General features: G+C 53.3%; 18 protein-coding genes. 9 read left to right on the forward strand and 9 right to left on the reverse strand.

Translation table 11 applies throughout. The features are described 5' to 3' along the window. Positions 1–72: 72 nt before the first annotated feature. The 3 genes from ACQE2I_RS08395 to ACQE2I_RS08405 form a co-directional block, all read right to left on the reverse strand. The gene (locus ACQE2I_RS08395; RefSeq protein ID WP_427031162.1) at positions 73–354 is read right to left on the reverse strand and encodes a hypothetical protein; all 282 of its coding nucleotides are present in this window, start codon (positions 352–354) and stop codon (positions 73–75) included. Between the two features lie 114 nt (positions 355–468). Further along, a complete protein-coding gene (locus tag ACQE2I_RS08400) occupies positions 469–1650 on the reverse strand; it encodes a 1-acyl-sn-glycerol-3-phosphate acyltransferase (RefSeq protein WP_427031164.1) in 1182 nt (393 codons plus the stop codon). 85 nt (positions 1651–1735) lie between these two features. Further along, complete coding sequence (locus tag ACQE2I_RS08405) at positions 1736–2665, reverse strand: recombination-associated protein RdgC (RefSeq protein WP_427031168.1); 930 nt, start codon at positions 2663–2665, stop codon at positions 1736–1738. Positions 2666–2808: 143 nt separating this feature from the next. Between ACQE2I_RS08405 and ACQE2I_RS08410 the strand changes: the two genes are divergently transcribed. From ACQE2I_RS08410 to ACQE2I_RS08445, 8 genes are all read left to right on the forward strand, one after another. Further along, positions 2809–3243: a thioesterase family protein gene (locus ACQE2I_RS08410; RefSeq protein WP_336269034.1), complete on the forward strand. Its 435-nt coding sequence runs from the start codon at positions 2809–2811 to the stop codon at positions 3241–3243. Between the two features lie 153 nt (positions 3244–3396). Beyond that, complete coding sequence (gyrA, locus tag ACQE2I_RS08415; protein ID WP_427031170.1) at positions 3397–6123, forward strand: DNA gyrase subunit A; 2727 nt, start codon at positions 3397–3399, stop codon at positions 6121–6123. Then, on the forward strand, positions 6107–7210 hold the full coding sequence (serC, locus tag ACQE2I_RS08420) for a 3-phosphoserine/phosphohydroxythreonine transaminase (protein WP_427031172.1): 1104 nt from the start codon (positions 6107–6109) through the stop codon (positions 7208–7210). The genes gyrA and serC overlap by 17 nt, the downstream gene beginning before the upstream one ends. Before the next feature lie 7 nt (positions 7211–7217). Further along, a complete protein-coding gene (pheA, locus tag ACQE2I_RS08425) occupies positions 7218–8309 on the forward strand; it encodes a prephenate dehydratase (protein ID WP_427031173.1) in 1092 nt (363 codons plus the stop codon). A 5-nt stretch (positions 8310–8314) separates the two neighbouring features. Next, the gene (locus ACQE2I_RS08430) at positions 8315–10594 is read left to right on the forward strand and encodes a bifunctional prephenate dehydrogenase/3-phosphoshikimate 1-carboxyvinyltransferase (RefSeq protein WP_427031174.1); all 2280 of its coding nucleotides are present in this window, start codon (positions 8315–8317) and stop codon (positions 10592–10594) included. Beyond that, the gene (cmk, locus tag ACQE2I_RS08435; protein WP_427031176.1) at positions 10587–11285 is read left to right on the forward strand and encodes a (d)CMP kinase; all 699 of its coding nucleotides are present in this window, start codon (positions 10587–10589) and stop codon (positions 11283–11285) included. The genes ACQE2I_RS08430 and cmk overlap by 8 nt, the downstream gene beginning before the upstream one ends. A gap of 183 nt (positions 11286–11468) precedes the next feature. Continuing rightward, positions 11469–13148, forward strand: a complete 1680-nt coding sequence (gene rpsA, locus ACQE2I_RS08440; protein WP_427031178.1) for a 30S ribosomal protein S1 — start codon at positions 11469–11471, stop codon at positions 13146–13148. 355 nt (positions 13149–13503) lie between these two features. Next, positions 13504–13878, forward strand: a complete 375-nt coding sequence (locus tag ACQE2I_RS08445; protein ID WP_427031179.1) for a histone-like nucleoid-structuring protein, MvaT/MvaU family — start codon at positions 13504–13506, stop codon at positions 13876–13878. A 104-nt stretch (positions 13879–13982) separates the two neighbouring features. Here the strand turns inward: ACQE2I_RS08445 and ACQE2I_RS08450 are convergent, their stop codons facing one another. Then, the gene (locus ACQE2I_RS08450) at positions 13983–14201 is read right to left on the reverse strand and encodes an AraC family transcriptional regulator (RefSeq protein WP_427031180.1); all 219 of its coding nucleotides are present in this window, start codon (positions 14199–14201) and stop codon (positions 13983–13985) included. Positions 14202–14754: 553 nt separating this feature from the next. Here ACQE2I_RS08450 and ACQE2I_RS08455 point away from each other — a divergent pair. Further along, a complete protein-coding gene (locus tag ACQE2I_RS08455; protein WP_427031181.1) occupies positions 14755–15105 on the forward strand; it encodes a hypothetical protein in 351 nt (116 codons plus the stop codon). 70 nt (positions 15106–15175) lie between these two features. On the opposite strand, the gene ACQE2I_RS08460 is transcribed toward ACQE2I_RS08455, so the two are convergent. From ACQE2I_RS08460 to ACQE2I_RS08480, 5 genes are all read right to left on the reverse strand, one after another. After that, positions 15176–16063, reverse strand: a complete 888-nt coding sequence (locus tag ACQE2I_RS08460; RefSeq protein WP_427031182.1) for a DNA replication terminus site-binding protein — start codon at positions 16061–16063, stop codon at positions 15176–15178. 33 nt (positions 16064–16096) lie between these two features. Then, entirely contained in the window at positions 16097–16330 is a 234-nt protein-coding gene (gene yacG, locus ACQE2I_RS08465; RefSeq protein ID WP_308322934.1) for a DNA gyrase inhibitor YacG, read from the reverse strand. A gap of 35 nt (positions 16331–16365) precedes the next feature. Beyond that, on the reverse strand, positions 16366–16968 hold the full coding sequence (gene coaE / locus ACQE2I_RS08470) for a dephospho-CoA kinase (RefSeq protein ID WP_427031183.1): 603 nt from the start codon (positions 16966–16968) through the stop codon (positions 16366–16368). Positions 16969–17042: 74 nt separating this feature from the next. Next, complete coding sequence (locus tag ACQE2I_RS08475) at positions 17043–17888, reverse strand: prepilin peptidase (RefSeq protein WP_427031184.1); 846 nt, start codon at positions 17886–17888, stop codon at positions 17043–17045. 43 nt (positions 17889–17931) lie between these two features. Further along, on the reverse strand, positions 17932–19161 hold the full coding sequence (locus ACQE2I_RS08480) for a type II secretion system F family protein (RefSeq protein ID WP_427031186.1): 1230 nt from the start codon (positions 19159–19161) through the stop codon (positions 17932–17934). Position 19162: the final 1 nt, after the last annotated feature.

Consider the following 19162-nt stretch of genomic DNA (forward strand, 5'->3'; position numbering starts at 1 on the left):
CCGGGCAGGCAGTAACAAAAAAGGCGGCGAAGTTACTAAATACTTCGCCGCTGGCGCTGTTGGCGGTAATGCTTAGTAGAGCGCTTGCTCTTCTTGAACCACTTCGCGCAGCAGCTCTAAAAAGAGTTTATCCGCCTCAGAGTGCTCCGCCGGATCTTCCGGAATATGCACGCTGGTAGTATCGGAAATTTCGTTGGCAATCCGCGCCATCGCCGCTGGGCTGTTGCCTTCAGTTAACTGCTGCCGGGCAACCACCAGGGATTGCTCGAGGATTTTAGGGTCTTGCAGCAGTTTACGAATAAAACCACGCAGCTCATTGATGACACGTGTTTTCTGAATTTCTGAACCGGACATGGGAGTCTCCTTAGGATCGCGCTTGGCGACGGCGCCAAGCGAAACCAATCAATGCGCTGACCATAGCATTTTTTCCGCCAACCGGCATGAGTCACCGAGCATTAATACGCAACATTAAAGGGTCAGCCGCCCCGCCTTATGTTTAACGGGATTTGCGTACTGGGCAAGCCAATAAGGGCGCAGTGGCTCAGGCACATCGGCAAGCCGAGCATTAAAGCGCTCTCTATCTTGGCGTGTAATCGACTTACGCGCTACTAGCTCAGGTGTTTCGCCTAATGCCTCTAAGGCTAAATAGTGGCTGGGAAACAGGCGATAGCCGCCAATCACCTGGCGGTCAATTTCAGCGGCGACTTCATCGGGGGTGGCCATGTCGGCGTCTACCGGGGAGCCAAAGTGTAAGCGAACGCGACCCTTGGAGCCGGTAATGCCCGCCACTATTGAGCGAATATCCTCAAACTCACTCTTAGCGTAGCTACCTTGGGTATCGATATCGTGCAGTTCCTGAGCCTTTTGCACGTCGCAGGGGTCGTACTCGTAGCTAATCGATACCGGCACCAGTTTCAGCTCGGCGATGGCTTCGCCGAACACCATGTCACGCTCGGCGTTGCGTCTGGCCATGGTCAACATTTTGATGATCGCTGGCTCAGTGTGGTCGATGCCGTTTTTGGCGCGTCCTTCACGCTGGGCCATCCAGATGGAGTGCTGGTCTTCGGTAATGGTGTGGCGAATATAGGCTGACAGCTGCTGGTACGCGGCTAGCATCGCCCGCTTACCCCGGGCGCTGCGTGGCACAATAAAGCTTTTATTCAGCCGCATCAGGTCGGTGACGTAGGGCTTTTTAAGCAGATTGTCACCGATAGCGATGCGAACGGTGTCGCGGTTTGCCTGATACAGCGCATAGTTGACGAACGCGGGATCCAGCGAGATATCGCGGTGATTGCCAATAAAGAGATAGGCACCGTCGGGGTCGAGTTTGTCGAGGCCAGTCACTTCAAAGGCGTCTGTGGTGGTACGAATCATGCGCTCCATATAGTGGGCAATGCGCATTTGAAACTCGTAAACCGACGAGACGCCTTTGACTTCACGGCGCACGGCACGGCTGGCAAAAACACGCGCCAGTGACGGCGCCCAGCGTGCCATACGCGGCAGCCGAAAGCGGGTCAGCGCATCCAGCAGCTCGTTGTCTCGTGAGAGCCTAGCAAGTACATCGGCCACTTCATGATCCATAAAGGGCCGAATGTCGGCCCACGGGTCTGTCTCAGTAGAGGCGTTGGTAGCGTTATTGTGATGAGTCATGCGAACCGTTGGATGATAAATAGTGAAGATCGATTAATAACATCGAGGCGAACGTATATAGAACCATTGACTGCTATAGAGCCACTTACTGCGCTGCGGGTTCCCGCTGCGTCTCGCCGCCGAGCCACTCTATCAAGCGCGGAATATCGTCCGATAGCGCCTGCGCCATTAAAACAAAATCCGTTTCCAGCCGCGCAAGGGCGTCATCACCGTCGTCAGCATGATCGGCTTCCTCAATCAGAGCATCGCCAAAGCGCAATGATTTGAGCGCTAAATCATCATGCAACACGAAGCTTAAGCGGCCTTCCAGGCTAATCGCGAGCTTGCTGGCCTGACGGCCGCTCTCTAGCAGTTGCTGAATTTCATCGCTGTCTAAGTCGACTTGGCGCGCGCGTAGTACGCCGTCATCGCCTTTGGCCTTGAGCTCTACCTGGTCGCCAAGTTGCAGGTCGGCAGGGCGACTCGCGGCATCCCCAAGCCAGGTAGTCATGGCGCGGATAGGCAGCGTTTGTGAGCTGAGCGGGGTGACTTTTAAGCTGCCCAGCGTTTCACGCAATAAATCTAGAATATCTTCAGCGCGGGTACGCGAGCTGGCGTTAATGCCGATCATTTGCCCCCGGGTATCCCACCACAAATCGATTTTCTGGCTGCGCACAAAGGCGCGGGGCAATAAATTCTCAGTGACCTGCTCTTTGAGTGCGGTCTTCTCTTTGCGAGTGACTTTGCGGCCTTCGCTGGCCTCAATGTCGGCGACCTGCTCATCGACTTCTTCTTTGACCACAGAGGCGGGCAGTAGACGCTCTTGGCGCAGGGCGGAAAGCAGCCGATGTGCTTGGATTTCGTGAACCAGTTGGCCGCCGCCCATACGGCCAGCAGGCGCTGTCCAGCCCAGGCGGCGCGCATCGGCGTTGCCGAGTGGTTTGGCGGAATGCTCGTCTAAAGCGCTAGCCAGCGCATCGCTGGATATTTCGGGCGCATCGTGCAGGCGGTATATATGCAAGTGCTTAAACCACATAGGGCCAATCCTGTTCAAAAGGTGGCACATTATGGCGAAAGCGGGGCCTTCCTACCAGCATGCAACGGGCAATCCATGTTATTGCACACGTTTCAAACTTGTGTTTGATTGAGTTGTCGGCTAATCGATATAAAGGAGCTGTTATGACCGCATCACTTTCACGGGTTCAATTGCGCGTTCGTGGCTATCACTTGGATGGCTATGGGCATGTGAATAACGCTCGCTACCTGGAGTTTATGGAAGAGGGGCGTTGGGATTACTTTGATCAACACCCAGCGATGATCAAGGAACTCCATCAGGCTGGCCGTGCGTTTGTAGTGGTTAACTTGAATATTGATTATTTAGCCGCGGCGCGTCACGGCGATGATATAGAAATTATGACGGGTATCGTCGACGTCGGTGAGCGCAGCGGCCTCTGCCATCACCGCATCGTGCGCAAAGACGGTACCGTCATCGCCCAGGCAGATTTGACCTTTGTGCTTCTGGATATGCGGGCTAATAAAGCCGCTGCCATTGAGGGCGAGGTGCGCGATGCGTTGGCTTCATTAACGTTGGCGAAAGAGGCATTTACCCCCTAAACGGCTTTGGTGAGCTCTCTGGCTGCCCTTGCTGCTTTTGCGGTGGTATGATGGTGGAGTATTTGCGCGCCGCTCTAATTTTCTTTTAAGGGCGGTGTTTTTAAGCGCTTTCAACTCTCGCAGTGCCAATGCAGTGCAAAGGATCTGACTTTCATGGGTGACATCGCCAGAGAAATCTTGCCCGTCAATATTGAAGACGAGCTCAAACAGTCGTACCTCGACTATGCGATGAGCGTCATTATCGGCCGCGCGCTTCCTGATGTGCGGGATGGCCTTAAACCAGTTCACCGGCGTGTGCTGTTTGCCATGCATGAGCTGAGTAATGACTGGAATAAACCGTACAAGAAGTCGGCGCGTGTCGTCGGCGATGTCATCGGTAAATACCATCCGCACGGCGATAGCGCGGTTTACGACACTATCGTACGTATGGCGCAGCACTTCTCGATGCGCCATGTGCTGGTCGACGGCCAAGGTAACTTCGGTTCTATTGATGGGGATAATGCGGCGGCCATGCGGTATACCGAGGTGCGCATGGCGCGCCTCTCTCATGAGCTGCTCGCTGACCTTGAGAAGGAAACCGTCGACTGGGTCGATAACTACGACGGTACAGAGCGTATTCCCGCCGTATTGCCCACTAAAGTACCCAATCTGCTGATTAACGGTTCTTCGGGTATTGCGGTCGGTATGGCGACCAATATTCCACCGCACAATATGCGTGAAGTGATTGACGGCTGTTTGGCGTTAATCGACGACTACACGCTGACGGTGGATGACTTGATGGAGTACATCCCCGGCCCTGATTTCCCCACCGGCGCGATCATTAATGGCCGTGCGGGCATTTTGTCGGCGTATCGCACAGGCCGTGGACGTATTTATGTGCGCGCTTGCCACACCATTGAGCACCACGACAAAACCGGTCGCGATCACATCATCATCACCGAGCTGCCTTATCAGGTGAACAAGGCGCGGTTGATTGAGAAGATCGCTGAGCTAGTGAAAGACAAGAAAATCGAAGGCATCGCCGAACTGCGCGATGAGTCGGACAAAGACGGCCTGCGTGTGGTGATTGAAATCAAGCGCGGTGAGTCCGGCGAAGTAGTGGTTAATAATCTGTTTGCCCAGACGCAGCTGCAAAATGTGTTCGGGATTAACATGGTGGCGCTGGAAAACGGCCAGCCACGTATCCTCAATCTTAAAGAGATGCTGGAAGCTTTTATTCGCCACCGCCGCGAAGTGGTTACTCGGCGCACGCTGTATGAGCTGAAAAAAGCCCGTGAGCGTGGCCATCTGCTGGAAGGCTTGGCGGTCGCTATCTCGAATATCGATGAAGTGATTGAGCTGATCAAAGCCTCGCCCAACGCGGCAGAAGCGCGTGAAAAGCTGCTGGCCAAAACCTGGCAGCCAGGGCAAGTGACCGCCATGTTGGATCGGGCTGGGGCGACCTCTTGCAAGCCTGAAGAACTGGAAGAGGGCTTTGGCTTAAATACTGAAGCGACTTCCTACCGGCTGTCACCTGCTCAGGCGCAGGCGATTCTTGAGCTACGCTTGCACCGCTTAACGGGTCTTGAGACAGAGAAGCTACTTGATGAATACCTCTCTATCCTCGAGAAGATCGCCGAGCTTACCGAGATTCTGGCATCTGCCGACCGCTTGATGGAAGTCATCCGCGAAGAGCTGCACGCGGTGCGTGATCAGTTTGGCGATGACCGTCGCACGGAAATTCAGGCCAGCCATCTGGATCTCTCCATTGAAGACTTGATCGCCGAAGAAGACATGGTGGTAACCGTGTCGCGTTCCGGTTACGCCAAGACACAGCCGTTGTCGGATTATCAGGCTCAGCGTCGGGGCGGTCGAGGTAAGTCTGCCACCGCAATGAAAGACGAAGATGTCATTGAGCACCTGCTGGTAGCCTCTACTCATGACACCGTGCTGCTGTTCTCTAATCGCGGCAAGGTGTACTGGCTGAAAGTGTATGAAATGCCCAACGCCAGCCGTGGTTCTCGCGGTAAACCGCTGGTCAATATGCTGCCGCTGGAAGAGGGTGAGGCGGTTAACGCCATCTTGCCGGTGCGCGACTACAACCCCGATAACTACATCTTCTTTGCTACGGCCAAAGGCACTGTCAAGCGGACTAGCCTTGAGCAGTTCTCTCGGCCGCGCAGCGTAGGTCTGATTGCGATTGACCTTGAAGAGGGCGACCGCTTAGTGGGTGCGGCGATTACCACCGGTAATGACCATGCCATGCTGCTGTCGTCTAACGGCAAGGCGATTCGTTTTGAAGAGGGCAAAGCTCGCGCCATGGGGCGTACTGCTCGCGGCGTGCGCGGTATGCGCCTGACCAGTGATGCGGAAGTGATCAGTCTGATTATTCCCAAGAGCCAGCAGATCGACGCCGAGGCGGATGCCGAAAGTGAAGCGCAGGATACCAACCAAGAGAGCGTGGTGTCCGAAACGGCTGATGGCCAGATCTATATCATGACCGCCAGTGAAAATGGTTACGGCAAGCGCACGCGGCTGGAAGCGTTCCCGCTACGTGGCCGCGGTGGCCAGGGCGTGATAGCCATGCAAACCAGTGAACGTAACGGTTCGCTGGTGGCGGCGATGCAGGTTTACGACAGCGATGAAATGATGCTGATCACTGACCGCGGCACGCTGGTGCGTACCCGTGTGGAAGAGGTTTCTACCACGTCGCGTAATACCCAAGGCGTCATGCTGATTCGCTTGGGCAAAGAAGAGAAGCTGGTCAAGACGGTACGCGTCGACGAGCCCGAAGAGAGCGATGAGCCAAGCGGTCTTGAAGAAAGCAGCCTTGAGCATGTCCAGACGAACGAAACATCCGATGACGCACAGGAACCGGGGACTGATGACACGTCACTATAATTTCTGCGCAGGGCCCGCGGCCCTGCCAGTCGCTGTGCTTGAGCGCGCCCGCGAAGAGCTGCTGGACTACCAGGGGCGCGGCCTTTCTGTCATGGAAATGAGCCACCGCAGCGATGAATTTATCGCCATTGCCAAGCAAGCGGAGGCAAATTTCCGTCAGCTGCTAGGTGTGCCCGATAACTATAAAGTGCTGTTTTTGCAGGGCGGCGCCAGTATGCAGTTCGCCATGCTGCCGATGAATCTGCTGGGCCAGGGCGGTCGCGCCAACTTTATTCAGACAGGTATCTGGGGTAAGAAAGCGCTGAGTGAAGCCAAGCACCTTGGTTTTGACTGCCATATTGCCGCTAGCAGTGAGCCTAACGGCCATATGGCGGTGCCCGCGCGCGACTCTGTTGAGATAAGCGACGATGCCGCCTACCTGCATTACACGTCCAACGAAACCATCGGCGGTTTGGAGTTTGACTATACGCCTCATGTTCAGCGTGCTGACGGCGCTAGTGTGCCGTTGGTGTGCGATATGTCGTCGAATATTCTCTCCGGGCCAATCGATGTTAGCGATTTTGGCGTTATCTATGCCGGTGCACAGAAAAATATTGGGCCTGCGGGTCTAACGCTGGTGGTTGTGCGTGACGATCTGCTAGGCAAAGCCCAGGCCAATACGCCTTCGCTGTTTGACTACCAGATGCTGGCGGATGCCGGTTCTATGGTTAATACGCCCCCGACGTACGCATGGTACCTAGCGGGGCTGGTGTTTGAGTGGCTGAAAGACGATATCGGCGGGTTGGCGGCGATGGATGCTATCAATCAGCGTAAAGCCGATAAGCTCTACGCCGCGATTGATGCCAGTGAGTTTTATAGCAACCCGATTGCTAAGCACAATCGTTCGCGGATGAACGTGCCTTTTGTATTAGCCGATGCGGCGCTGGATAAGACGTTCTTGCAACAAGCCGATGCGGCGGGGCTGCTTAATTTAAAAGGCCACCGCAGCGTCGGCGGAATGCGCGCCAGCCTATATAACGCGGTGCCTGAGTCAGCGGTAGATGTGCTGATTGCGTTCATGGCTGATTTTGAACAAACAAGAGGCTAACAACACCATGTCCGACACGTCGATCAATCTGGATGAGCTGCGCCAGCGTATCGATCAGCTCGATAGCGATATTCTGAATCTGATCAGCGAGCGTGCCAACTGCGCCCAGCAAGTGGCGCACGTAAAGTTGGCCGAAGATAAAGATGCAGTGTTCTACCGCCCTGAACGAGAGGCGCAGGTACTACGCCGCATTATGGCGTTGAACAAAGGGCCGCTCGATTCAGAAGAGATGGCGCGCTTATTTCGTGAAATTATGTCGGCGTGTTTGGCACTTGAACAGCCGGTTAAAGTGGCTTACCTAGGCCCTGAGGGTACCTTTACTCAGCAGGCTGCCCTCAAGCATTTTGGTGAAAGCGCCGTAAGCCTGCCCATGGCGGCAATCGACGAGGTATTTCGTGAGGTAGAGGCGGGCGCCGTGCGCTACGGCGTTGTGCCGGTGGAAAACTCCACCGAAGGGGTGGTTAACCACACCCTGGATACCTTTATGGACTCATCGATTAAAATTTGTGGCGAGGTGGTGTTACGTATTCACCACCATCTATTGGTGAGTGAAACCACTCGCCGCGATAAAGTCTCGCGTATCTATTCGCACCCGCAGTCTTTTGCCCAGTGCCGCAAGTGGCTGGATGCGCATTTTCCCCATGCTGAACGCGTGCCGGTTTCCTCTAATGCTGAAGCCGCCAAACTGGTGAAAACCGAGTGGCACAGCGCGGCGATTGCGGGTGATATGGCGGCTAAGCTTTATGGCCTTGAGCATATCGCTGAAAAAATTGAAGACAGCCCAGATAACTCCACGCGATTTTTGATTATTGGTAATCAAGACGTGCCTATGGCGGGAGAGGACAAAACCTCGATTGTGGTCGCTATGCGTAACCAGCCGGGGACGCTTCATGCTTTATTGGAGCCGTTTCATCGCCACCAGATTGATCTAACCCGCCTTGAAACGCGGCCTTCGCGTACCGGCGTGTGGAACTACGTCTTTTTTATCGATTTTAAAGGCCATCGTGATGAGCCTAAGGTCGCTGCGGTACTTGAAGAGGTAAGGCTGTGTGCGGCGGACTTGCGTGTATTGGGTTCCTACCCTGTGGGCGTGCTGTGACGTTGATGACGACAGAGTGCGTAGAAAAGTCTCGCTGTCATGAACCTCGCTTACTGATTGTTGGCTTGGGATTAATTGGTGGTTCGCTAGCGGCCGCGCTGCGCGTGGCAGGGTTTCAAGGGCAAATAGTTGCCTGTGATCCTGACGAAGGTGAGATTGCTCGCGGTATTGAAATGGGGCTGATCGATTCAGGCGGTGCCCACCTTACTGAGCAAGTAAATGACGCTAGCATGGTGGTGCTGGCGGTGCCGGTGCTCGCCATGGAGAGCGTTATGACAGCCCTGGTTGATGCGCTGCCTTTCGCTGCTGCCAATGTGGTTATCACCGATGTGGGCAGTACCAAAGCCACTATTCGGGCTTGCGCTCAGCGTGTGTTTGGTCAGGTGCCCGCTAATATGGTGCTTGGGCATCCGATTGCCGGTTCAGAAAAAAGCGGTGTCGCGGCGGCAAGTCCACGCCTGTATGTCGATCACAAGGTAATTCTCACCCCTGAGCCGAACGTTGAACCTAACGCTCTGCAGCGTGTGCGCAGCCTTTGGCAGGCCTGTGGTGCAGAGGTGTTGGAAATGGGCGTAGAGCGGCATGACCAAGTGTTGGCACGTACCAGTCATCTTCCCCATTTGCTGGCATTTTCACTGGTAGATACGCTAGCCCGGCAAGATGAGCGGCTGGACATCTTTCGCTACGCTGCGGGCGGTTTTCGCGACTTTACCCGTATCGCGGGTAGCGACCCGGTGATGTGGCGGGATATTTTCATCGCCAATAAGCAGGCGGTGTTAGCCTCGCTGAATGATTTTGAGGCGGGGCTTGCCCGTCTGCGCCAAGCGGTGGAGACCGGTGACAGCGATGCGCTGATTGCCACTTTTGACCGGGCGAGCCATGCCCGCCACTATTTCGACTCTTTATTGAACAAAACCAGTTACCAGGCGGAATATCATATGCAACCACAAGGTAAAGTCACCTACCGTGTGCAGCCGGGCGGTCAAGCACAGGGACGTTTGCGCGTACCTGGCGATAAATCGATGTCGCACCGCTCTATTATGTTGAGTGCGCTGGCGGAAGGTGTGACAGAGGTGAAAGGCTTTTTGGAAGGCGAAGACAGTCTGGCGACCTTGCAGGCGTTTCGTGAAATGGGCGTGGCGATTGAAGGGCCGCATCAGGGCAAGGTTACCATTCACGGTGTGGGTATGCATGGCTTAAAAGCGCCCGCTGGCCCGCTCTACGTGGGTAATTCGGGCACTGCTATGCGGCTGTTTTCAGGGCTGCTCGCCGGTCAAGCCTTTGACAGCGAGTTGACCGGCGATGAATCGCTGACTAAGCGCCCTATGGGGCGTGTGGCTGACCCGCTGCGATTGATGGGAGCTACGATTGATACCGCTGAGGGTGGTCGCCCACCGCTAAAAATTCGTGGCGGGGCTGCCCTTAAAGGCATTGATTACGATATGCCCATGGCCAGTGCTCAGGTCAAATCCTGCCTGCTGTTGGCAGGGCTGTACGCCGAAGGCGAAACTCGGGTGCGCGAGCCTGCACCGACCCGTGACCATAGCGAGCGTATGCTGAATGGTTTTGGCTATGCGGTTTCCCGCGAAGGCGATACCTGCTGGCTTCAGGGTGGCGGTAAACTGACGGCGGGGTCGATTGATGTGCCCTCTGATATTTCCTCAGCGACCTTCTTTCTGGTAGCTGCCGCGATTACTCCAGGCTCAGATATTACTCTCGAACACGTGGGTATTAACCCCACTCGCATTGGTGTGATTAATATTCTTACCCTGATGGGCGCTGATTTGGCGTTAGACAATGAACGCGAAGTAGGCGGTGAGCCGGTAGCCGATATTCGTATTCGCTACGTGCCGCTCAAAGGGATTGATATCCCTGTCGATCAGGTGCCGCTAGCCATTGACGAATTTCCCGCGCTGTTTATCGCCGCGGCCAATGCTGAAGGTGTCACCCGGCTGCGAGGCGCGGAAGAGCTACGTGTCAAAGAGTCGGACCGCCTTCAGGCCATGGCGGATGGCTTAGCTATTTTAGGTGTGCAGCACAGCGTGGTCGAAGACGGTATTGATATTGTCGGCAATGGCGATGCACAAAAAGCCAGCTACGGCGGCGGACGTGTCGATAGCTTGGGCGATCACCGTATTGCGATGGCGTTTGCCATTGCGTCGCTGCGTGCAAGCGATGAGATCGTCATTGAGGACTGCGCCAATGTGGCCACCTCGTTTCCTGATTTCGTAGCGCTAGCAACGCGCATTGGCATGGGTGTTAGCGTGGAGGGCGCGCATGAGTGATTGCGCTGCTGCTGTTCCCGTTCTCACCATCGATGGCCCCGGCGGCGCCGGTAAAGGCACTATTAGCGGTTTAGTGGCAGAGCGGCTAGGTTGGCACTTGTTGGATAGCGGGGCGCTGTATCGACTGACCGCCCAAGCAGCGGTTAAACACAACGTTGCAGTAGACAACGAAGCGGCATTGGCGCGTTTGGCTCAACAGCTAGATGTGGCATTTCCGGTGGAAGAGGGGCGGCCCCGCACGCTGCTCGAAGGTGAAGATGTCGGTCAACTGATCCGTACTGAGCAAGCCGGTGAGCGTGCTTCTCAAGTGGCGGCATTGCCTGCGGTGCGCCAAGCATTGCTGCAGCGCCAGCGCGCTTTTTGCCAAGCGCCGGGGTTGGTTGCTGACGGTCGTGACATGGGCACCGTAGTATTTCCCGACGCGCCGCTGAAGATTTTTTTAACGGCGAGTGCCGACGAGCGTGCGCATCGACGCTATCTGCAGTTGCAGGAAGCCGGGGTGAGTGCTAGTCTTTCGAGTCTTTTAAAGGAGATTCAGGCACGCGATGCACGCGACACGCAGCGCAGCGTGGCTCCTCTCAAGCCGGCAGATGATGCCATTACGCTTGATACCACGCGTCTGAGCATACCGGAAGTGGTTGAACGACTGACCGAACTACTCGCCCAAAGAGGGCTGGTAAGCGGCGTATGATTCACCCTTGCGGCGCTTTTGGATAGGTGTCACGACGTGGCAGGGCACTAAACTCACATCGGTGAGCCCGGTCAGGTCTAACTAGCGTTAACACCCCCGAAGGCTGAGTGACATTAGGCCCGCACTTGCTAGTGGTGCGGAGAAGGCATTTATGCCTCAACAACGTAATTACGTAGGAACACCATGAGCGAAAGCTTTGCTGATCTGTTTGAACAGTCTCTTAACGACATCAACATGGAGCCAGGCGCCATTGTCGCGGCTCAAGTTGTCGACATTGACGGTGACTGGGTTACTGTCAACGCTGGTCTGAAATCTGAAGGTCAGATCCCGGCGTCACAATTCCGCGATGAACACGGTAATCTGAACATCGCTATCGGTGACGACGTGCACGTTGCACTTGAAGCCGTGGAAGATGGTTTCGGTGAGACGCGTCTGTCCCGTGAAAAAGCCAAGCGTGCTGAAGCTTGGAAGATTCTGGAAGCTGCCTTCGAGAAAGACGAAGTCATCAAGGGTGTTATCAACGGTAAAGTTAAAGGCGGCTTCACAGTCGAAGTTGACTCTATCCGTGCCTTCTTGCCTGGCTCGTTGGTTGACGTTCGTCCAGTTCGCGACACTGCGCACCTGGAAAATAAAGAGCTGGACTTTAAAGTCATCAAGCTCGATCCAAAGCGCAACAACGTGGTGGTATCACGTCGTGCGGTTCTGGAAGCAGAGAACAGTGCCGAGCGCGAAGCGCTGCTGGCTACTCTGCAAGAAGGTCAGCAAATCAAGGGTATCGTTAAGAACCTGACAGACTACGGTGCTTTCGTTGATCTGGGTGGCGTTGATGGCTTGCTGCACATCACTGACATGGCTTGGAAGCGTATCAAGCATCCGTCCGAAATCGTTGCTGTTGGTGACGAGATCAATGTCAAAGTGCTGAAGTTTGACCGCGAGCGCAACCGCGTTTCACTGGGTCTGAAGCAGTTGGGCGAAGATCCGTGGGTCAACATCAAAGAACGTTACCCGGAAGGCATGAAAGTGCACGCTGTCGTCACTAATCTGACTGACTACGGCTGCTTTGCCGAGCTAGAAGAGGGTGTTGAAGGTCTGGTTCACGTGTCTGAAATGGACTGGACTAACAAAAACATCCATCCGTCTAAAGTCGTTCAAGTGGGCGATGATGTTGACGTCATGGTGTTGGATATCGACGAAGAGCGTCGTCGTATTTCTCTGGGTATCAAGCAGTGCACCGCTAACCCATGGGAAACCTTCAACACTGATTACAACAAGGGCGACCGCGTTTCAGGTACCATTAAGTCAATTACTGACTTCGGTATCTTTATCGGCCTTGAAGGTGGCATCGACGGTCTGGTTCACTTGTCTGACATCTCTTGGTCTGATACTGGCGAAGAAGCCGTACGCAGTTTCAAGAAAGGTGACGAAGCAGAAGCGGTTATCCTGTCTATCGATCCAGAGCGTGAGCGTATCTCGCTGGGCATCAAACAGATGGATTCCGACCCTGTTGCTGAATACCTGTCAGTCAATGACAAGGGCAGCATCGTAACGGGTCGTATCATTGAAGTTGATGCTAAAGAAGCCCAGGTTGAGCTGGCGACCGACGTTGTTGCCGTGCTGAAAGCCTCTGAAATCAGTGCTGATCGTGTAGAAGATGCGCGCAATGTGCTGAACGAAGGTGACAGTGTTGAAGCTCGTATTGTCAGTGTCGATCGTAAGAGCCGTCAGATTAATCTGTCGGTAAAAGCGAAAGACCAAGACGATACGCGCCAAAACCTTAAGAAAATGCGTGAGCAAGAGCCGGAAGCAGCAGGTGGTCCGACCACTATCGGTGAATTGATCAAGCAGCAAATGGGCCAAGACTAATCACGTATTAGTTATTGGTTTGTAAAAAGCGCCGCCCTTATGGGCGGCGCTTTTGTTTTTAGTAGTTTAATCCAAGTAATAGCTGAACGACTGTAATAGCTGAGCTAGTGAAGTAGTAGCTGAGCGCCAAAGCTTCGTATAACGATCATGTGCAATTACGCTTTAAACTTTTAAATAGCAATTGGGTTTTAAAAAACGAATAGTAATTGAGCAAAAATCAACTAGACTGTTGTCAGTTAGCTTTTTTACAGGAATAATGTCCCAGCATTCTGAACTAGTGGGTGCCATGGTTGTCCAGTCAGCACCTAAGCCAGTTGGACCCCGTTCAGTTGGATACGATACTAAAGGAACCCCAATGTCATTACTTAACGAATATATTCAAAAAGAGCAGCAGTTAAAGCAGCTACAAGAAGACCTGCAGCGCTTAGAAGGCGACCAGCGTCTTAAAAGCGAGCTTGAGTTCAAGGCCAAACTTGAAGCGCTAATGACGGAGTTCGACAAGTGCCCGAGCGATGTGATTGCATTATTGGATCCTGCTGCTGATCAGCGCAGTACTAAAACCACGGCGAATGGCAATGTGCGTCGTAAGCGTCGCCTTAAAATTTACAAAAACCCTAAAACGGGCGAAGTAATTGAAACACGTGGTGGTAATCATAAAGGTCTACGTAGCTGGAAAAATGAGCATGGCGATGAAGCCGTCGAATCCTGGCTGGTACGCATGGAAGACTAAGTAAGTTCATAGCTGGCATTTCTATGCAGAAATGCCGGTTTTTTATTGCAGTATGCTCACCTATTCTTCAATGCTTCATCAGCCCCTTGATATGCTCAGGCGCTTTATAGAGGCGCATCAGAATCATTTGCGGCCACTGGTTTTCGATCTTCGTATTGAGGCCGTGACTGGGTATTGGTTGGTGTAGCGTGGTTCAGAGCTTGCCGGAAGTCACGTGGTGTTAATTGATAGCGGCGCTGAAATGCCCCTGAGAAAGAAGAGTGATTATGGTGCCCGCAAGGTAGCGCAATTTGCGCTATATTAAGGGGAGTCAGCGCCAGCAATATACCTGCGCACTCTAAGCGCCTCTGTTCATGCTAGGTGCTAGGTGAAAAAAGCTGTGATGGAATTGGCGTCGAACCTGAGAAGACGAATATCCTATATGGTTGGCAAGGTTTCTGCTGCTAAGTGGCTTATCAAGTGTATCCTGTAGCCAGTCTCAGCTCGTGTCATCGCGTTGAACATTATCTGGCCTCTCATGCGTGAATCGTACAGGTCGTGCTTGTCTCGCCTGTAGTGCACTCTCCTAGTGCGCTAAAGTTGGTAACCTAGCTGATGAAGAAAACGCTCAGCACACAGCTGAGAATTCGATCTGTATTCAGGCTACTTTTGGGTATTATTGATGCTGCGCCAATCTAATCAGCTGTCGTTGGCCTAGCCGTGCTTAGTAGCTGCACTTTTTCACCCCAGATGCATAATGATGGTGACTTTATGCTGGCAATCGGATTGCAAAGAAAGTTTGCTCGGTAGTTTACGCGTTTGTGCACGATTTTTTGCGAAAAATGCTACGTTGGCTGTCATATCGACCATTTCAAGTAAGGTGTAAATGAAACATCGATGAAATATCAAAAGGTTCAAAAACCGGTAGATGAGCGTGAGAAGCTGCGCAAGTTTCGTGAGCTAGATGACGCCTTTGCGCAAGCTCTACAACAATTAGACGATCCAAATAGTGATTTTGATATACCGACAGGTCCGCCGGTACGTTCGCTTGCAGCGTTAGAAAAAGATGACGTAGAAGCCAAGCAGAAAGAGCGTCAGCAAGAGCAGGATATTGCTTTCAAACAGCGCTTTGAAGCGTTGGTGAGCGCCTATGGTCTAACCCAATACGATCTGGCCGAATTAGCAGAAACGCTGCTCAGCTATGGTTTATGGCAGCAGGATGAAGTGCCTAGCAGCCAGCAGCCTTAAAAGTTCTGACCATTAATGCATGCTGGGTTGGTAACAAAAGCCTGCGAGGTAGCCACCTTTTAGGCTAAGGCTATCGGTAGCGGTAAACGCGCAAACTAGGCAGGAATACATCCTGTTCTAGCTTCTCATCGCGGCGCCGTGCGCGTGTGCGGGTGGTCGGGGGCTGCAGCTCAGGCAGGTTGATGTGAGGCAATCGCTGGTCATACGCAGGTAAAAATAGTGGCATAGCAGCATTCAGTGCCCGTCTGGTATGCCCATCATCAAGTGGCTCGGTAAAAAATAGATTAGCCCGCATTAGCGGCGCCTGAGCCTGCACTTGAGCGAGTATTTCTCCGCTGGGAATATCGGCTAATTTACGTAGTTGAATGCGAATATGCGGCGCGTCGGTATCAAGCTGTAAAAGCTTATGTTCTGCCTCTTGCACGGTTAATCGTTTGATAGACCGGCCGCTGCTATACCAGGCAAAGCGAACGCGTGATACCGGCGCTTGTACGATAGGCAGCTGCCGCCAGCTCTGTTTGAGATGTAATTTAGCCAGCCCATTGCGCCGTAACACGTCATTAACGTGAGGGTGGCGCTGTGGCAAGCGATTTTTAGCGTCGCTTAAAGCCTGCGGTGCGGCTTGTTTTATGTTTTGCAGCATCTCGCTAAAGTTTGCCTTTGCTTGGTTAACCGTGGCTATTGCGGTAAGCAGTTCGTCGTTAGAAGCCACAACGGCGATGTAGTTGCGCGTTTCACGCCCATCTTGGTCTTGCTGATGCCACATGTCGAATAGCGCTTCGCGTAGCCAATGGCGAGTGGGTGTGGTTTGGTGAAAGACCCAAGTCGCGGGTTGCTGTCGTTCATATAGTGAGACAGCTGCCTCTATCGTTTCCAGTAAATGGTCAAACTGCTGCTCCAACTGTAGCAGCAGCTGATAAGCCGATAGCGATGATGAGTTAACGTGTGTATCGGCCATAGTCAGTGTCAGGGCTCCCTAGTTAGCGTCTCGTTAAGAGAGCGGTGCATCCTTGTCTGCTTGCGCCAGCAGCGTCTCAATATCGGCTTCATCCATCGCGGATTCGCCTGAAATGCGGTGCGATTCGTCGGCCCAAGCGCCCAGATCCAGCAGCTGGCAGCGCTTACTGCAGAAGGGTCGGTAAGTGCTTTCGGGAAGCCAGGGCACAGGCTTAGCACACTGTGGGCAATTAACCTCTAAGGGGGAATCGTTTGCAGGGCGAGTCATAAGTAAACTCCAATAGCGTTAACAGGCGCGATACCTCAGTCGTTAAGCTGGCGACGATAGTTTTTATCAAGCTGTGCCACTTGCTTCATTAAGCTTTCGTGGTCACTGCTATTATCTATCACGTCATCTGCCTTGGCTAACCGTTGCTCGCGGGAAAGTTGGGCCGCGAGAATAGCATGCACCTGACTTTCACTCACCCCATCACGCTGCTGGGTTCTGGATAATTGTAGTGCTTGCGGCACATCCACAACGATGCAGCGGCTCACTAATGCACTTTGACCCGATTCAAATAGTAGCGGCGACACCAACAGTACATAAGGAGCGCCCTGGGCTTTAAGTCGCTCTAAATGCTGCAGCAGGCGCTCTCTAATAGTAGGGTGAGTGACCGATTCAAGCCACTGGCGCTGGTTGGGGTCGTTAAATACAATCTCACGCAGCGCTGCACGGTTTAAGCTGCCATCGTGGTTGATTACCCGATCCCCGAAGCGCGCTTTAATGGTCAGTAGTGCCGGTTCGCCAGGTGCTACGATTTCTCTGGCCACATCATCAGCATCCACCCAGGCGGCACCAAGCGTTTCAAAGGCGCGCGCAACGGTTGATTTACCTGACCCAATGCCGCCCGTTAATCCGATAATCATTGTGGTCCTTAAATAGCAAAAATTTATAGATAGCTAATTTTACACAGCTTTAATTAACATGGCTTATCTTAGCTTTATATAAGCAGGTTGAGATACAGCGCCATTAGCTCATCACCGACAAGCAACCCCACCCAGCCTGCGAGCGCAAGAAAAGGCCCAAAAGGCAGAGCTTGGCCGCGTAAGTTTGGTAAGCAAGTTTGCGCGATGAGGCCGACAATGGCACCCAGTCCAGCGGAGAGTATTAAAATAAGCGGTAAAAAGCTCCATCCTAACCAAGCGCCCAACGCTGCTAACAGCTTAAAGTCGCCAAAGCCCATGCCCTCTTTGCCAGTCACCAGTTTGAACAGCCAATAAAAGCTCCACAGTGAAAGATAGCCCACCATTGCGCCAATAACCGCACTCGGCAGCATAAGTGGGTGAAAGAGTAGCTGGAACAGTAACCCCGCCCAGAGTAGCGGTAGGGTGATCACATCGGGCAACAGTTGGGTGCGAAAATCGATAACGGCGAGCGCTAGCAGCATTAGGCAGGCGGCATAAATAAACGCTGCCTCGGCGCTAAAGCCCTGCAACGCCAATACTGCTAAAGCAAGCAGGCCGCCGGCCAGTTCCACTAATGGGTATTGAATGCTAATGGTGGTCTGGCACGCGGCACAGCGTCCTCTACGTTTTAACCAACTAATAAGCGGAAGGTTATCGTGCCAGGCAATGGGGGTTTCACAGCGGGGGCATAGTGAGGGAGGCGTGGCCAAATTAAAGCGTGGGGAGTGTTCCGCGCTAAGCTCCAAGGCAGCCCGCGCCTCGCTGCGCCAGTGATGCATTAGCATCACTGGCAGGCGTGTAATCACCACATTGAGAAAACTGCCTAGGCACAGCCCGATCAAACAAACGGCTAACCACACAATAAGCGGAGGGTAATGCATGAAGCTCCCTGTAAGGGTTGGTTAATGAGCAGCGTTAAATAGTTCAGAGTGCAGAGCCTAAAGAGAAGATGGGCAAATAGATAGAGACGACAACACCGCCTACCAGTACGCCTAGTACAACAATAATAATCGGCTCCATTAGCGAGGTCAGCGCGTCGACTTTATTGTCGACTTCCTCCTCATAATAATCGGCGACGCGGTTAAGCATGCTATCGAGCGAGCCCGACTCTTCACCGATACTGACCATTTGAATGGCCAGGGCAGGGAAGCGATTGGTCATACGCATGGCAAAGTGCAACTGTTGTCCGGTGGCGACATCCAGACGTGTTTGCACCACGGCGCGTTCGTAAACCTTATTGCCCGTCGCGCCAGCGGCGGTATCTAAGCCTTCAACCAGCGGAACACCTGAGGCAAATGTGGTCGCTAATGTGCGCGAAAAGCGGGCGACAGCCGATTTATGAAAAATATCGCCGATGATCGGTAAGCGGAGTAGCAAAACGTGCATCAAATAGGCGATTCTGGGTGAGCGCTGAATGCTCACTTTGAGTAATAGTACCATGGCCACGACGACCCCCAGGGCTGCTAGCCAATAGCGCTGAGCAAGCTCGGATAAGTTGACCGTCATTTGGGTTAGCGCAGGAAGCTCAGCACCAAAATTATTAAACATGCTTTCAAACTGCGGCACCACCTTAACCAGCAGCAACATGGTGACCGTAATACCTACCACCATGACCGCACTTGGGTACCAGAGCGCTTTCTTAACCCGCGCTTTTAGCGATTCTACTTTTTCTTTATACGTCGCGACACGATCCAGCATTTGATCCAGCGCACCGGCTTGTTCGCCAGCATCGATTAAATTAACAAACAAGCGATCAAAATGTTTAGGGTGGCAGCGTAGCGCATCAGAAAAGCTAGAGCCTGAAGATACTTCATTCAGTATCTGCTGGACTAACATGGCCATCGCGGGTTTTTTCAGGCTTTCAGAAACGACTTGAAAGGCCTGTAAAAGAGGGATGCCAGCACGAATCATCGTCGCCATTTGGCGTGCAAAGACCATGATGTCGTTAGCCTTAATGCGTCCGGCACCCCTTAGCGTGCTTGTTTTCCGAATGCGTTTAATATTGATGCTTTGCCCCGCCAGCTCAGCAATTACTTCGGCTTTGTTATGGCCAATAGTTTCACCGCTCAGTGTTCTATCTTGAGGGCCTTTACCCGACCATTTCCACCGGTACAGCTGAAGAGTAGGGCGGCGCGTACGTCGAGTTTTTGCCATT

Origin of the sequence: Halomonas sp. H2 (genome assembly GCF_050215315.1) — a bacterium.
Lineage (GTDB): Bacteria > Pseudomonadota > Gammaproteobacteria > Pseudomonadales > Halomonadaceae > Vreelandella.

Bases quoted from the DNA above. Each gene is read 5' to 3' on its own strand.
- coaE (WP_427031183.1), bottom strand. From the start codon at position 16,968: ATGATTATCGGATTAACGGGCGGCATTGGGTCAGGTAAATCAACCGTT.
- ACQE2I_RS08400 (WP_427031164.1), bottom strand. From the start codon at position 1,650: ATGACTCATCACAATAACGCTACCAACGCCTCTACTGAGACAGACCCG.
- ACQE2I_RS08475 (WP_427031184.1), bottom strand. From the start codon at position 17,888: ATGCATTACCCTCCGCTTATTGTGTGGTTAGCCGTTTGTTTGATCGGG.
- ACQE2I_RS08405 (WP_427031168.1), bottom strand. From the start codon at position 2,665: ATGTGGTTTAAGCACTTGCATATATACCGCCTGCACGATGCGCCCGAA.
- ACQE2I_RS08460 (WP_427031182.1), bottom strand. From the start codon at position 16,063: ATGGCCGATACACACGTTAACTCATCATCGCTATCGGCTTATCAGCTG.
- ACQE2I_RS08430 (WP_427031174.1), top strand. From the start codon at position 8,315: ATGACGACAGAGTGCGTAGAAAAGTCTCGCTGTCATGAACCTCGCTTA.
- ACQE2I_RS08455 (WP_427031181.1), top strand. From the start codon at position 14,755: ATGAAATATCAAAAGGTTCAAAAACCGGTAGATGAGCGTGAGAAGCTG.
- rpsA (WP_427031178.1), top strand. From the start codon at position 11,469: ATGAGCGAAAGCTTTGCTGATCTGTTTGAACAGTCTCTTAACGACATC.
- cmk (WP_427031176.1), top strand. From the start codon at position 10,587: ATGAGTGATTGCGCTGCTGCTGTTCCCGTTCTCACCATCGATGGCCCC.
- serC (WP_427031172.1), top strand. From the start codon at position 6,107: ATGACACGTCACTATAATTTCTGCGCAGGGCCCGCGGCCCTGCCAGTC.
- ACQE2I_RS08480 (WP_427031186.1), bottom strand. From the start codon at position 19,161: ATGGCAAAAACTCGACGTACGCGCCGCCCTACTCTTCAGCTGTACCGG.
- gyrA (WP_427031170.1), top strand. From the start codon at position 3,397: ATGGGTGACATCGCCAGAGAAATCTTGCCCGTCAATATTGAAGACGAG.
- ACQE2I_RS08445 (WP_427031179.1), top strand. From the start codon at position 13,504: ATGTCATTACTTAACGAATATATTCAAAAAGAGCAGCAGTTAAAGCAG.
- pheA (WP_427031173.1), top strand. From the start codon at position 7,218: ATGTCCGACACGTCGATCAATCTGGATGAGCTGCGCCAGCGTATCGAT.
- ACQE2I_RS08410 (WP_336269034.1), top strand. From the start codon at position 2,809: ATGACCGCATCACTTTCACGGGTTCAATTGCGCGTTCGTGGCTATCAC.
- yacG (WP_308322934.1), bottom strand. From the start codon at position 16,330: ATGACTCGCCCTGCAAACGATTCCCCCTTAGAGGTTAATTGCCCACAG.
- ACQE2I_RS08395 (WP_427031162.1), bottom strand. From the start codon at position 354: ATGTCCGGTTCAGAAATTCAGAAAACACGTGTCATCAATGAGCTGCGT.